The organism is Candidatus Binataceae bacterium, from assembly GCA_035500095.1.
Lineage (GTDB): Bacteria > Desulfobacterota > Binatia > Binatales > Binataceae > JAKAVN01.
In genome coordinates this window covers 1-13603 of sequence record DATJXN010000042.1, presented here as the reverse complement: position 1 = coordinate 13603, position 13603 = coordinate 1, and the positions used below count along the sequence as shown (strand labels likewise).

Here is a 13603-nt window from a genome sequence, read left to right as displayed (position 1 = left end):
GCCCCAATCATGACGGCTCAATTTCCTGCACTCGCGCTGATCCTGCTTTTGCCGGCAGCCGGCTTCCTGTTCAACGTGTTCTGGGGCCGGCGCGCCGGACGCGGTGCGGTCAACCTCGTCGGCCCGGGGGTGATCTTTCTCGCCTTCCTTATTGCGCTGTGGGGCTTTGCGCGCCTTGCGTCGATGCCCGCCGGTGCGGCGCTCGAAACGACACTATGGCCGTGGATTGTCGCGGGGCAGTTCCATACCGCGATCGCGCTCCGCCTCGACGCGCTCTCGGCCGTGATGACGCTGATCGTGACCGGCGTCGGCGCGGTAATCCATCTCTACTCCGTCGGCTACATGGCGCATGACGAAGACTACGCGCGCTACTTCGCCTACCTGAATTTGTTCGCGCTCTCGATGCTCGTGCTGGTGCTGGCCGACAACCTGCTGCTGATGTTCGTCGGATGGGAAGGGGTGGGCCTCTGCTCCTACCTCCTTATCGCGTTCTGGTACGACAACGCCCAGTTCGCCTACAACGGGCGCAAGGCTTTCGTGGTCAACCGCGTGGGCGACGCGGGCTTCATCCTGGGCATCCTCGCGATCCTCTCGGCGCTCGCCGCGCACGGCGTGTGGACGCTGAACTTCGCCGAGCTCGACGCGCATCGCGCGCTGCTCACGCCGGTGGCGACGACGGCTGGTCTGTTGCTGCTGCTCGGCGCGACCGGCAAGTCGGCGCAGATTCCACTCTATGTGTGGCTGCCGGATGCGATGGTCGGCCCTACGCCGGTAAGCGCGCTCATCCACGCGGCGACGATGGTGACCGCGGGCGTTTACATGATGGCGCGGCTCAATTTCCTTTACACGCTAGCGCCCGAGGCGATGTACGTCGTCGCGGTCGTCGGCGCGGTGACCGCGTTTTTCGCCGCCACGGTCGCGGTGGTCCAGACCGACATCAAGCGCGTGCTCGCCTACTCGACCATCAGCCAGCTCGGGTACATGTTCATGGGCGTGGGCGCGGGCGCGTTCGCGGCGGGAATCTTTCACGTAATGACGCACGCGTTCTTCAAGGGGCTGCTGTTCCTGTGCGCCGGCTCGGTAATCCACGGACTCGACGGCGAGCAGGACATGACCCGGATGGGCGGGCTGCGCGAACGGATGCCGATAACTTACGCCACGATGCTCGCGGCGACGCTCGCAATCAGCGCGGTGCCCGGGTTCTCGGGCTACTTCTCGAAGGACCTGATACTCGAGCGCACCTACGCCGCGGGTTTCAGCGGGCTCTGGCTCCTCGGCATCTTTACTGCCGGCCTCACCGCCTTCTACATGTTCCGCCTGCTGTTCATGACCTTTCACGGAAGCTCGCGCGTCGCCCCCGGCAAGCATCCGCATGAATCGCCGCCCGTGATGACCGTGCCGCTCATCATCCTGGGCGTGCTCTCGGTCGTCGGCGGATGGGTCGAGCTGCCGGCGGGGTGGCTTTGGGGCGGCGCGTTCACGCGCTGGATGGCGCCAGTGCTGGGCAGGTTCCATACCGAGGCCGCGCACGGCGCCGCGACGGGCGCGGTCGGACTGGTCGCGCTGCTGGCGACGCTGGTCGGCTTTCTCTCGGCCCACGTCCTTTATATCCGCGAGCCCGAGTTGCCCGATCGGATCGCCGCGCGCGTCGGCGCCTTTTACCGGGTGCTGATGGGCAAGTACTACGTTGACGAGCTTTACAACGCGATCTTCGGGCGCTTCCTTTTCTGGGGATCGGAAAACGTGCTGGCACGCGGCGTCGATCGCGGCATAATCGACGGCGTCGTGGACGGCACCGGCGCGGGTTTCGAGGAAGCGGGCGAGGCCACGCGGCGCTCGGAGACCGGCAACGTCCAGGCCTACGCGTTCGTCTATCTGGTGGGCGCGGTCGGGATCGTCGCCTACTACGTTTACCTGGTGATGGTGCGCTGATGGGTGGTTCCTGGCTGACCGCGGTTATCTTCACGCCGCTGTTGGGCGCGCTGTTCGTGCTGGCGCAGCCCGAGGAGCGCGCGACCTGGCGCTCCGGCTTCATCTTCTCGCTCATCCCGCTCGCCATCTCGATCTATCTGTTCATGGCGTTCGACCCCTCGCAGGCCGGCTATCAGTTCGTCGAGCGGGCCGCGTGGATTCCCCAGTTCGGCATCTCGTATCACCTCGGGGTGGACGGGATCAGCCTCTTCCTGGTGATGCTGACCACGGTGCTGTTCTCGCTCTCGATGCTCTATTCGGGCGGCGGCGATATCGCGACGCGGCCGCGCGAGTTCTGCTTCTTCATGCTGGTGCTGGAGATGGGGCTGCTGGGCGCGCTGCTCGCGGTCGATCTCTTCCTGTTCTACGTGTTCTGGGAGCTGATGCTGATCCCGATGTACTTCCTCATCGGCATCTGGGGGCATGGGCGCAAATACTACGCCGCCTTCAAGTTCATCCTGTACACGATGCTCGGCTCGATCCTGATGCTGGTCGCGATCCTTTACCTGGTCGCTGCGGCCCGCGCGCATCTGGGCCAACTGACCTTCGATTTGCCCGAGCTCTACGGCGTGCCGCTAAGCCATTCCGAAGCCACGTGGCTGTTCGCGGCCTTCGCGCTCGCCTTTGCGATCAAGGTGCCGATGTGGCCGGTGCATACCTGGCTGCCCGACGCGCATACCGAGGCACCTACCGCGGGCTCGGTGATCCTGGCCGGCGTGATGCTCAAGATGGGAACCTACGGCTTCCTGCGCTTCGCGATTCCGCTCTTTCCGGAGATCGCGATCGAGGCGGCGCCGCTCTTCCTGGCGCTCGCGGTGGTGGGAATCGTTTACGGCGCGCTGGTCGCGATGGTCCAGCCGGACCTCAAGCGCCTCGTCGCCTACTCCTCGGTCAGCCACCTGGGCTTCGTGATGCTCGGGATCTTCGCGCTCGACCCGCAGGGCGTGCAGGGCGCGATCTACCAGATGCTGAACCATGGAATCTCGACCGGCGGCCTGTTCCTGCTGATCGGGATGATCTACCTGCGCCGCCACACGCGCGAGATTTCCGAGTTCGGCGGGCTCTGGAAGAGCGTGCCGATCTACGCCGCCGTCTTCATGGTGGTGATGCTCTCGTCGATCGGATTGCCCGGGCTTAACGGCTTCGTCGGCGAGTTCCTGATCCTGCTCGGCACTTACCTCAGCAAATCGCTCGCCGCCGAAGTCGGCGTCGCCGGCCTTATCCTCGGCGCGCTCTACATGCTCTATGCCTACGAGCGCGTGATGTTCGGTCCGATCACGCACGCCGTCAACCGCACGATCGCCGATCTGAACGCGCGCGAACTGGCGGTGATGGCGCCGCTTATCGCGCTGATGCTCCTGATGGGGCTCTATCCGCGGCCGCTGCTCAGCCGGATGGAGCCGTCGGTGGGCGCGCTTTTGGGCCGCGTCCACGCCGCGCAGGCGCGAATCGACGGCGAGCATCGCGAGGCCCACGCACTCGCCGCGCTCGCCGAAGCCAAATCCGTGGCCCCCAAATGACCCAGTTCAACTGGAGCGTTATCAACTTCGCCTGGGTGCCTATCCTGCCGCTCATCGTGGTCGGCGCGGGCGCGATGGGCGTGCTGCTCGCCGGCGTCGAGACCGACGACGAGGAGAGCGGCGCCCTCGGGATTCTGTCGATCGCGCTGTTCGTCTTCGCCGCGATCCTGACGATGCTGCTCTTCAGCGGGCCTCCGTCGCTCACCTTTTCGGGCGCGCTCTCGGTCAGCAGCTACAGCGCTTACTTCGAATTGCTGGTGCTGATCGCCTCGGCGATGACCGCGCTGATTTCGGTCGAGTACGCGGCCGACGCGCGGTTGCCCGGCGCCGAGTACTACGCGCTGCTGATGTTCGCCGCGCTCGGCATGATGCTGATGGCGGCGGCCGACGATCTGATCGTGATCTTCCTCGGCCTCGAGACGATGTCGATCGCGGTCTATGCGCTGGCCGGCTTTTTGCGCCGCGACCCGCGCTCCAATGAGGCCGCGCTCAAGTACTTTCTCCTCGGCGCATTCTCGACCGGCTTCCTGCTCTACGGCATCGCGCTCATCTATGGTGCCACCGGCTCGGTCAAGCTCGAGCCGATCGAGGCCGCCCTCTCGCGTCCAGCCACCGATAACGCCCTGCTGCTCGCCGGACTCGGTCTCCTGCTGATCGGCTTCGGCTTCAAGGTCGCCGCCGTGCCCTTCCATATGTGGACGCCCGACGCCTACGAGGGCGCACCCACGCCGATTACCGGATTCATGGCGGTGGGCGTGAAGGCCGCGGCTTTCGCCGCCTTCGTCCGCGTCTTCATGGTCCACCTGGCGCCGCTCGGCCCGCAATGGACGACGGTGATGTGGGTGATGGCCGCGCTGACCATGACCGTGGGCAACCTGGCCGCTCTGGTGCAGACGAATATCAAGCGGATGCTCGCGTACTCGGCGATCGCGCACGCCGGATACATCCTGGTCGGGATGACCGCGGTCGATTCACCGCGCGCGGGCGGAGCGATCCTCTACTACCTGCTCGGTTACGTCTTCACCAACCTCGGCGCCTTCGCCGTGGTGGTCGCGCTCGAGCGGCGCGGCGCGCGTCAGGACGATATCGCGGACTATCGCGGCCTCGCGACGCGCCATCCGATGCTCGCGGCCGCGATGGCGCTCTTCATGCTGTCGCTGACCGGCGTGCCGCCGCTCGCCGGCTTCTTCGGCAAGTTCTACATCTTCTCCGCGGCGCTCGACGCGCACCTCGTGTGGCTGACGGTAATCGCCGTGCTCAACAGCGTGATGTCGGCCTACTACTATCTGTCGGTGCTGATCGCGATGTACGCGCGCGAAGGCGGCGTGGAGCCGGAGCCGATGCGCACGCGGCCGGCACTGGTCGCGGCGCTGGTCATCGCGGCGATCGGCACGGTCGTTATCGGCCTGTTCCCGCAGCCCTACATCAGCAGCGCTACGGGCGCATTTGCCTCGGCGCTAAACCGCGCGCCGCATCATCACGTCGTATTGAACCGATAGCGCGCTGGCCGGAGCGCGGCGCGCGCGATCCATTAGAAGCGATAGTGCCTTAGCGGCGGCGCGCGGTCTTGCGCCGCGGACGCGCCGCCGGCGCCATCGCGCCCTTGCGCGGCACGCGGCCTTTGGATGCGGGTACGGCGCGAACCGCGACCGTGGGCCGCGCCACCGTCGTCGCCGCGGGGCCGGCGTACGCGTCGGCTTCGATCTCCACCAGCATGTCGGGATGGACCAGGCGGGCGACCTGGACCACGGTCGAGGCGGGCGGCGCCGCGCCGAACATCTCCTGATGCGCGCGTGCGACGTCGCCGAAACGATCGAGTTCGGTCACGTAAACCCGGGTGCGCACGACGCGCTCGAGCCCTACTCCCAGCCGGCGCAGCGCCGCAGCAATATTGCTGATCGCCTGGCGCGTCTGGACGTAAATCTGTCCGCGGCCTGTCAGCTGACCGTGCTCGTCGAGCCCGGTGCTGCCCGACACCGCGACCCAGTCGCCCGCCCTTACGGCGCGCGAGTAGCCGAAGATTGGTTCCCAGGGCGCGGCGCTGGAGATGCGGACGATATCGTCCATCAGAGTTTTCCCCCCGAAGTTTTCCCCCGACGCGGTACTTCGAAGATGATCCTTCGAAGCGGAAGATTCAAGAGAACGTTTTTTTACGCGCGCGAAGCGGTGCGGCCGGCGTCTAACGATCGCGCGACGGCCACAACTCCTCGATCTCGCGCGCCACCGAGCGCATCGGCGAGCCTGTCGGACGCTCGCCTGGCGTAAGCCAGCGCACGAGATCGAACAAGCGCGAGGTCACAGGAGATTCCTGCGACCCGGCGCGTTTCATGTCCATGTCGTGTTCGACCACGTGCTCCGCCCCCACACATTCGAGCATTCTCGCCGACATACCAAAACGACGACGCCCTGCCACAACCACGACCTCCTAGGCTACTTCGCCCGCAATAATACATACTGCGGCAGCGACAGGCAAAATTTCCCGGTGATTTCGCGAACAGCCGGCTCGCGAGCGGCCGCCGCCGAGCTTGAACTACGCTTGGCGGGCGAAGTAGGTTGGCGTTGGGGGTCTCCCTCATCAAGGAGGTTTGCGATGCGCAAATATCTGGTTCTGGCCTTGATCCCGATGTTCTTCGCGGCGGCTGCCTGTCAGAAGAGCGAACAGCCCGCACCCGAAAGCTCCGCGCCCGCGGCTTCAGCCGAAGCAAGCCCCGCGGCCGGCGGCGAAACAGCGCCCAGCGGCGGCGCAGCGGAAGCAAGTCCTGCGGCCGCGCCGTCTGCCGCTCAGTAAGGCTCTGTCAAGGCAAGTTTTCTGATTATTGCTTTTTCGTCCGGATGCGCGCCGGCCCGCGGGCGGGCGCGCATCCGGTTGCCGATGCCGTGCGTCGGCGCCCCGGGAGACGCCGCGCGACCCTGCGGGGACGGCTAGATCGGCGGCTTTTCGCCGCCGGTGAACGGCTCGTCGTCGAAAGGTTCGTCGTCGTGAGGGAGTTCGATCTCGGGCTCGTGAGGCGGCTCAGCCGCGAGGCCGCGGCTATGCATAATCTCGCGTGCCCGGGTGGCCGACTCCCGCGCGAGCTTGGCCAGCTCGGCTGAAGTACGGCGCACCTCCTCGCTCTTGTCGTGCAGTTCGGCGCGCAACTCTTCGACCATGGCGAGCGCCGTCTTTCGCGCCTGCTCGAGCGTCTGGTTTTCCTTCGCCGCGCGTTTGATTTGCGCCGCGAGCGTGGTTCTCTGCGCCCGCAGCGCCGTCATCTGCCTCGCGACCGCGTCGCGGGCGCGCCTGGCCTCGGCCACTACGCGCTGGTCGAGCTTGCGCCGCTTGACCTCGGCGGCCAGGTTCGCGCGCAGCCTGCCGACCATCGCCTCGAGCTGGGCGACGCGCCCCGCTGGCGCCGGCCTGGCCGACTTCCGGGATTTCGCCGATTTTGAGGTCGTGGCCGGTTTGCGCGTCAGCGATCCTCGCTTCTTCGCCGCCATCGTCGTGATCCTCCCCCTCGTGTCGCGGTTTTTTCAGGCCGTTCCTATGCTGAGCTAAGTCCGATTTTCCGCTTAAATCAACGAGCGGGCTGAATCGGCGGCCTGACCAATCAACAGCGATGGCGCGAGCCGGAACCAGATACCCGGGCGCCCGTCCGTATCGCCATCGCGCGGCCTGGAGGAGGGACATCCGGATGGCAGGAGCGGCGCGCGATACGGCGGCGGGGCCGGGCGGACTCAAGGCCGAGCTGTCGCTCTTCGACTCGATCACTATTGTCGCCGGCTCGATGATCGGCTCGGCCATCTTCATCGTCTCGGCGGATATCGCGCGCCACGTTGGCTCGCCGGCTGCGCTGCTCGCGGTATGGATCGCCGCGGGCGTGATGACGATCGCCGGCGCGCTCGCCTATGGCGAACTGGCGGCGATGATGCCGCAGGCGGGCGGCCAGTACGTCTATCTGCGCGAGGCGTACGGCGGGATGCCGGCGTTCCTGTTCGGATGGACGCTGCTGCTGGTGATCCAGACCGGAACGATAGCGGCGGTCGCCGTCGCTTGCGCCCGCTTCGGCGCGGTACTCTGGCCGGCGCTGGGCGGCCCGATGTGGCTTGGATGGGAGAGCGTGGGGCTCGACGCCGAGCGCACGGGCGCGATCACCGTGATCGCGTTTCTCACCTTTGTCAACCTGCGCGGGCTCGACATGGGGCGCGCGGTGCAGAATTTCTTCACCAGCGCCAAGGTGCTCTCGCTCGCCTTCATAATCCTGCTCGGATGTATCGTGGCGCCCAACCATGCCGCGGTCGAAATCAACTTCGTCAACGGATTTTTCGGCCCCGGTCAGTGGTCGATGGGATTCGTCGGGGCGTTTGGCGCCGCGATGGTCGGCTCGCTGTTCGCGGCCGACGCCTGGGCGAGCGTCACTTTCACCGCGGCCGAGATTCGCAACCCCAGGCGCGACCTCCCGCGCGCGCTTGCACTCGGCACCGGCCTTGTAATCCTCCTCTACGTGCTCACCAACGTCGCTTACTTATGCCAGCTGCCGGCGGTCGCGGCACCCGCGGCTCCGCCCGCCGGCGGCGCACTCGGGCAGCGGCTCTTCGCTCTCGGTATCGCGGGCGCGCCGCGCGACCGCGTCGCGGCGGCGGCGATGCAGATGGTGTGGGGCAACGCCGGCGGCGTAATCACCGCAGTGCTGGTCATGCTGTCGGGTTTCGGATGCGCCAACGGACTGATCCTGACCGGCGCGCGCGTGCTTTACGCGATGGCGCACGATGGCGTGTTCTTTCCTTCCGCGGGCCGACTCAACCGCGCGCGCGTCCCGGCCGCGGCGCTGGTGATACAGGCGGTATGGGCCGCGGTGCTGACGCTCTCGGGAACCTACTCGGAGCTGCTCGATTACGTGATTTTCGCGCAGCTCCTTTTTTATGTGATCACAGTCGGCGCGGTGTTCGTGATGCGCGCACGGCGTCCCGACGCGCCGCGTCCTTATCGTGCGTGGGGCTACCCGTGGCTGCCCGCGGGGTACATCGTGGCCGCGGTTGCGCTGATGGCCGATCTGCTGGTGGTCAAGCCACGCTACACCTGGGGCGGATTGCTGATCGTGCTAAGCGGCGTCCCGGTTTACTGGTATCTGCATCGCCGCGCGCTGCGTGCGGCCGAATCCGCCCGCGCCGCCGCCGGCGGCGGCGACTGGACGTAACTCGTGCTCTCTCCCCCTCAAGGGAGGAGGGCTGGGACGCGGTCGGCTGATCTTAGTATGCCGCCTCGAGCAGCTGGACGAGGTTCCCACGCGTTACCGGCGCGCCGACCGTGTTCGCATGCTCGACCTCGTCGAGCACCGTGTCGGCGATCGTCCCGATTTGCTCGCGCGGCACGCCGGCGTCGCGCAAGCGGTGCGGAACTTCGAACTGCGCGATGAACTTCGCCATCCGCTCCGCGCACTCGATCGCAGCCGGGCGCGGGTTTTGCGGATCGAAGCGCACGCCGAATCCCTCGGCGATCGGCCCGAAGCGCGCGGGTGCGACGTCGGCCATGAAGCGCATCACGTGCGGCAGCGTGATGCACGAGGTCACCCCGTGCGGCACGTCCCACATCGGTCCGATCTGATGGCCCAGCGCGTGCGAGATACCCACGCGCGTGCTCATGATGCCGAAGATCGAAAACCACGCCGCGAGCTGGCACTGTCCGCGATGCGCGAGCGACTCGGCGCCCGTGGTCTTGAGCGAAGCCGGCAGATTCTCGAGCAGCATCGCGATGGCGCGCGCAGCGAGCGCATCGACGATCGGCTGATGACGCGAGGAATAGATAACCTCGACCGCATGATCCATCGCGCGCATCCCGGTCGCCGCCCAGAGCCAGGCCGGGGTTTCCACCGTGAGCTCAGGGTCGAGGATGATCGTGCGGGGGATGAGCCGCGGATCGACCACGCCGCCCTTGACGTTGCTTTTCTCGTCGGTGACGCCGCCGATCGGGGTGAACTCTCCCGCCGAGAGCGTCGTCGGCATCGCGATATGAATAAGGTCGGGCCCGCCCGTCACGTCGCCCGCTTCGAAGTCGATGGTGCCCGCGTCGGCGGCGCCGGGCCGATCGCCCTCCAGGATGCGCTTGGCGGCGACTTTAACCGTGTCGATCGGGCTTCCGCCGCCGAAGCTCACCATACTGTCGGCGCCAATGCGCTTGTACTCCTCGACCAGCGCGGCGACCGTATGCGACGGCACGTGCTGGCTTGCGCCCTTGAACACTCCCGCCAGGCGCGGTCCGGCAGCGGCGGTCACTCTGTCCAGGAGCTTGGACGCTCCCAGCGTCTTGCCCGTCACGACCAGCGCGCGCTTGAGCCCCCGGCGCTCGAGTTCGTGTCCGAGGCTCGCGGCCTTGCCCGGCCCGAACGTCACCTTCTCCAGGCGCGTAAAACTGAATTCACCCGCAATTGGCTCCATCAGAGTATGCTCCCTCACATCTCGCCCGTTTGTGCAATCGCGCGCTCGGGGTACGTCCCCGGCGCGCGGCGCGCGTGGCGGATCTCAGTGCTTGATTACCACGAGCGTGCCGACCGGCAGAAGGGCTTCGAGCTCCTCGATCGCACCGTTGTCGACCGAGATGCATCCGGTGGTCCAGTTGACGTTCCCGGTGTTGAGGATCGGCTCGTCAGTGCCGTGGATTCCGATTCCGTCGCCCGGAGAGATCGCGCGACCCCTGTAGCGCGGCACTTCGCCATCGGCGACGAGCTGCTCGTAGCGGGCGCGATCCGCGTTATTGGGATAGTTGAGTTTAAGAAAGTAACGCCATCGCGCGTTCAGGCGCTTGGCGATGATCGTGTAGGCGCCCTCGGGAGTGCGGCGGTCGCCCGACCAGAGCTTGGTTCCGGGGTCGAGGTTGCGCCCGAAGACCGCGTGATACTCCTTGTAAAGGTGTCCGCGGAAATAAACGACCAGCCGATGCTGCGACTTATAGACCATCACTGACCAGTTATATGGATTGTTCACGACCGTCGGGTCGGCCGTGTTGCGCAGCGCGATCATGCCCGGCGTCGGCCTATCGTTGGCCGCCGCGCCCGGGCCGCCCGCAGGCGCCGCGGACGCAGGCACCGGCGTCGTCGTGGCGCCCGGCGTGGACACCCACGTCGGCGCCATCGGCGGCGCCTCGCCGCGCGGCGGCCTGAGCGCCGCCAGGCGCGGCGGCGACGGCATCGCCGCCGGCGCTGCCGCGCTTACGGCTGCGCCGCCGACCGAGAACGCCTGAGCCGGCGCCCCGCTCGCAGTGACGGGCGCCGCCGCGGGCAGCGCGGGAACCGAAGCCATAACGGCCGGCGGCGCGAGCGGCATCGCCGCGACGGCCGCAGCCGGAGTCGCCATGGCGGTCGCCGCGGCGAGTGGGGTCGCGGCCGCAACCGCGCCCGCAGGCGTGACGGGCGTCGCTACGGCGGCCGCGATTGCTGTCGCGGGCGTCGGTGCGGAGTAGGCGGCCATGCCCGGACTGGGCGCTGCCACCGGCACAACCGGCGGCAGCACCACCCATTGCCCGGGCCTCGGAGCAGACGATACGACGGGTTGGCCGGCCGCGGCCGGCGCTGACGCGTCCGCCGCGGCCGCGGCGGATGCGAGCGATGTCGCCGCGGATGGCGCCGCGGCCGAGGCGGCGCCTGCGGGATAATCAAGCGCGGAGACGCCCGCGACGCATCCGATCGCGCTCGCAATAGCTAAAATCGCTCCCACAGGAGCGGAGCGCAGAGCCCGTTTCATCGAATAGCGACCCGCATCGTTCCCCACCACCTCAGGAGTCATTGTGGAAGAGCTTGGCCGCCGGGTCAATTCTCGACTAGTGTGGTCTCTCGGAAATAAGTTTCATCCCAAGATCTCAAGGCTGTCATTCCGAGCACAGCGAGGAATCCCGGCTTCCACGAAAAACGAACAAAGATCCGGGATTCCTCCGTCCCTGACTCCCTCGGAATGACACCTTCACGCTCTTCCGGATATGTAAGTTATTTGCGCGACATCACAATAGCCTCTGAAGCGGGCGATTCTCAAAACTCAGTTGCAAGCCGCTGACAATAGGATTCGCAACCATTAGCTGGAGCTGGTACTTCAATGGATAAGGACCTCGCGCGCGCCTTCTCGTCCCTCACCACCGGTATTTACGTGCTGACCGTGGTCGACGGCGGTCATTATCACGGGATGTCGTCGTCGTGGGCGACCCAGGTCTCGGGCGAGCCGCCGCTCTTCACGGCGGCCGTCGACAACAATCATTTCTCGCGCGCCGCGCTGGCGCGCACGGGGGTATTCGGCTTCAACATCGTGGGCGCGCGTGGCAAGGCGCTGGAGGACTACTTCTACTCATCGCGGGCGCGCCGCCCGGACAACCTGACGGATATCGAATACGAGTTGTCGCCCGTCCTCGGCGTGCCGTGGCTCAAGCAGGCGATGGTCTCGATCGAGGCGCGCGTGGTGAACAGCGTCGTCGCCGGCGACCATACGATATTCGTTGCGGAGCCGATGGGCGTTCGCGTCGCGAGTAATCAGCGTCCGCTGACCTCGCTCGATCTCGACTACGTATATTTGGGCGGCCGCGAGGTCCTGCCGCGCGACCGTTCCGGATGGTAGGCCGGCGCCGGCGTCTGCCGGCGCCCGCGCCCTTCGCGCGCGAGCTTCAAATTGACCGTCGCCAAACCCCTCTGCTACGATTCGCCAACGCGGAGCACCCCTGATGGCTATCGAAAAAAATGAGCTGCGCCGGGTGATGGGACATTTCGCCACCGGTGTCACCGTGATCACCACCGTCTCGAGCGACGGCAAGCCTTACGGGCTGACGGCCAATGCCTTCACCTCGGTCTCGCTGGATCCGCCGCTGCTGCTGATCTCGGTGGACAAGAAGGCCGAGAGCTATCCTTATTTCGAGGAGAGCAAGGTCTTCACGGTGAATATCCTGGCCGACGACCAGGAAGCGCTATCTCGCCGCTTCGCGGTCAGCGGCGGCCCCAAGTTCGAGGGCGTCGCCTATCGGGCAGGCGCCAACGGGGCCGCGATCATCGACGGCACGCTCGGTTATATCGAATGCAAGCTTGCCGCGACCTACCCCGGCGGCGACCACACCATCTACCTGGGCGAGATCCAGGAGGCCGCGACCGTCGATCGCAAGCCCCTGCTATTCTTCCGTGGCGGCTACCGCGCCCTCGGTGACTGAGCCGGCTCATCTGTCCGGTATCAGCGTCTTCCTGCCCTGTCACAACGAGGAAGGCAACGTCGAGCGCGTGGCGGCGTCACTCGAAGCTGAACTGCCGAGCGTCGCCGGGCGGCACGAAATCGTAATCGTCGACGACGGAAGCTGCGACCGGACCGGGGAGATCGCCGACCGCCTCGCGGCCGCCAATCCGCACATCAAGGTAGTTCATCATCCGGTCAATCGCGGTTACGGGGCCGCCGTAATCTCCGGCATCCGCGCTTGCCACGAGCCGTGGGTCGTGCTGTGCGACGGCGACGGCCAGTTCGACGCGTCCGACATCGCCCGCCTCGTGGCAAAGGCGCCGGAGTATAATGTAGTCGTCGGTAACCGGACGCGCCGCGCCGACCCGTTGATGCGGCGGGTCAACGGCAAGGCATGGACAGTGCTGATGCGGCTTCTGCTGGGCATCCGTGTCAGCGATATCGATTGCGGGCTGAAACTTTTCCGGCGCGATCTGCTCGAGGGAATCGACCTGGAGGCCAAGGGTGCGATGATCTCGGCCGAGCTGATGGCGCAGCTGACGGGCCGAGGAGCGAAAGTTTGCGAAGTCGAGGTGCGTCACCTGCCGCGGCTGACCGGAGAGCAATCGGGAGCGAGTCTCAAGGTGATCACGCGCGCGTTCCGGGAGCTGTTTCTGCTCTATGGACGGCTGCACAGCGCGCGCGTCAAGGGCGAGCCAACGGCGCGGCGGGAAAACTAACTGCGCGATTCCGTCCCCTTGAGACAACAAAGTCAGCGCCGCAAAACGTATGACGGCTAGACCAACTGCGTCAGTTGCTTTCGGATGCGCGTCGCGTCCGGGTTGTTTGGCTTGGGTTTTTAGGTGGCACGGCAATGGCAAGGGTATTGGACATGCGGCCTGCAGAGCAGAGCCGCCAAAGGACAAAGGAGAAACACGTATGAAGCGGACTCTGTCAATCTT

General features: G+C 66.3%; 12 protein-coding genes. 7 read left to right on the top strand and 5 right to left on the bottom strand.

The annotated features are described in order from the left end of the window. Positions 1–9 precede the first annotated feature (9 nt). Genes nuoL through VMI09_04885 form a run of 3 tightly spaced genes read left to right on the top strand, consistent with a single transcriptional unit; the run spans position 10 to position 4990 of the window. Positions 10–1932 carry an NADH-quinone oxidoreductase subunit L gene (gene nuoL, locus VMI09_04895; protein HTQ24011.1) on the top strand — a complete coding sequence of 641 codons (1923 nt, stop codon included), beginning with the start codon at positions 10–12 and terminating at the stop codon, positions 1930–1932. Beyond that, complete coding sequence (locus VMI09_04890; GenBank protein HTQ24010.1) at positions 1932–3491, top strand: NADH-quinone oxidoreductase subunit M; 1560 nt, start codon at positions 1932–1934, stop codon at positions 3489–3491. The genes nuoL and VMI09_04890 overlap by 1 nt, the downstream gene beginning before the upstream one ends. Then, entirely contained in the window at positions 3488–4990 is a 1503-nt protein-coding gene (locus VMI09_04885; protein HTQ24009.1) for an NADH-quinone oxidoreductase subunit N, read from the top strand. Before VMI09_04890 ends, VMI09_04885 begins: the two co-directional genes overlap by 4 nt. Before the next feature lie 49 nt (positions 4991–5039). Here the strand turns inward: VMI09_04885 and VMI09_04880 are convergent, their stop codons facing one another. The 3 genes from VMI09_04880 to VMI09_04870 all read right to left on the bottom strand — a co-directional run bounded on the left by VMI09_04880 (position 5040) and on the right by VMI09_04870 (position 6968). Beyond that, positions 5040–5558, bottom strand: a complete 519-nt coding sequence (locus tag VMI09_04880) for a RidA family protein (protein ID HTQ24008.1) — start codon at positions 5556–5558, stop codon at positions 5040–5042. Between the two features lie 112 nt (positions 5559–5670). Beyond that, entirely contained in the window at positions 5671–5880 is a 210-nt protein-coding gene (locus tag VMI09_04875; GenBank protein ID HTQ24007.1) for a hypothetical protein, read from the bottom strand. A 533-nt stretch (positions 5881–6413) separates the two neighbouring features. Next, positions 6414–6968, bottom strand: coding sequence for a hypothetical protein (locus tag VMI09_04870; protein HTQ24006.1), 555 nt, complete (start codon positions 6966–6968; stop codon positions 6414–6416). A 194-nt stretch (positions 6969–7162) separates the two neighbouring features. Here VMI09_04870 and VMI09_04865 point away from each other — a divergent pair, with 194 nt between their 5' ends. Next, positions 7163–8665 (top strand): amino acid permease, encoded by a 1503-nt coding sequence (locus VMI09_04865; GenBank protein HTQ24005.1) that lies wholly within the window; start codon positions 7163–7165, stop codon positions 8663–8665. 52 nt (positions 8666–8717) lie between these two features. Here the strand turns inward: VMI09_04865 and VMI09_04860 are convergent, their stop codons facing one another. Further along, complete coding sequence (locus VMI09_04860; GenBank protein ID HTQ24004.1) at positions 8718–9902, bottom strand: iron-containing alcohol dehydrogenase; 1185 nt, start codon at positions 9900–9902, stop codon at positions 8718–8720. A gap of 84 nt (positions 9903–9986) precedes the next feature. Further along, positions 9987–11204: a L,D-transpeptidase gene (locus VMI09_04855; GenBank protein ID HTQ24003.1), complete on the bottom strand. Its 1218-nt coding sequence runs from the start codon at positions 11202–11204 to the stop codon at positions 9987–9989. A gap of 345 nt (positions 11205–11549) precedes the next feature. Here VMI09_04855 and VMI09_04850 point away from each other — a divergent pair, with 345 nt between their 5' ends. The 3 genes from VMI09_04850 (at position 11550) to VMI09_04840 (ending at position 13381) form a co-directional block, all read left to right on the top strand. After that, a complete protein-coding gene (locus VMI09_04850; protein HTQ24002.1) occupies positions 11550–12062 on the top strand; it encodes a flavin reductase family protein in 513 nt (170 codons plus the stop codon). A 103-nt stretch (positions 12063–12165) separates the two neighbouring features. Continuing rightward, entirely contained in the window at positions 12166–12642 is a 477-nt protein-coding gene (locus VMI09_04845; GenBank protein ID HTQ24001.1) for a flavin reductase family protein, read from the top strand. Next, entirely contained in the window at positions 12635–13381 is a 747-nt protein-coding gene (locus VMI09_04840; GenBank protein ID HTQ24000.1) for a glycosyltransferase family 2 protein, read from the top strand. The genes VMI09_04845 and VMI09_04840 overlap by 8 nt, the downstream gene beginning before the upstream one ends. The last annotated feature ends 222 nt before the right edge of the window (positions 13382–13603 follow it).

Coding starts and splice junctions, on each gene's coding strand:
- nuoL (HTQ24011.1), top strand. CDS start 10: ATGACGGCTCAATTTCCTGCACTCGCGCTGATCCTGCTTTTGCCGGCA.
- VMI09_04890 (HTQ24010.1), top strand. CDS start 1,932: ATGGGTGGTTCCTGGCTGACCGCGGTTATCTTCACGCCGCTGTTGGGC.
- VMI09_04885 (HTQ24009.1), top strand. CDS start 3,488: ATGACCCAGTTCAACTGGAGCGTTATCAACTTCGCCTGGGTGCCTATC.
- VMI09_04880 (HTQ24008.1), bottom strand. CDS start 5,558: ATGGACGATATCGTCCGCATCTCCAGCGCCGCGCCCTGGGAACCAATC.
- VMI09_04875 (HTQ24007.1), bottom strand. CDS start 5,880: ATGTCGGCGAGAATGCTCGAATGTGTGGGGGCGGAGCACGTGGTCGAA.
- VMI09_04870 (HTQ24006.1), bottom strand. CDS start 6,968: ATGGCGGCGAAGAAGCGAGGATCGCTGACGCGCAAACCGGCCACGACC.
- VMI09_04865 (HTQ24005.1), top strand. CDS start 7,163: ATGGCAGGAGCGGCGCGCGATACGGCGGCGGGGCCGGGCGGACTCAAG.
- VMI09_04860 (HTQ24004.1), bottom strand. CDS start 9,902: ATGGAGCCAATTGCGGGTGAATTCAGTTTTACGCGCCTGGAGAAGGTG.
- VMI09_04855 (HTQ24003.1), bottom strand. CDS start 11,204: ATGAAACGGGCTCTGCGCTCCGCTCCTGTGGGAGCGATTTTAGCTATT.
- VMI09_04850 (HTQ24002.1), top strand. CDS start 11,550: ATGGATAAGGACCTCGCGCGCGCCTTCTCGTCCCTCACCACCGGTATT.
- VMI09_04845 (HTQ24001.1), top strand. CDS start 12,166: ATGGCTATCGAAAAAAATGAGCTGCGCCGGGTGATGGGACATTTCGCC.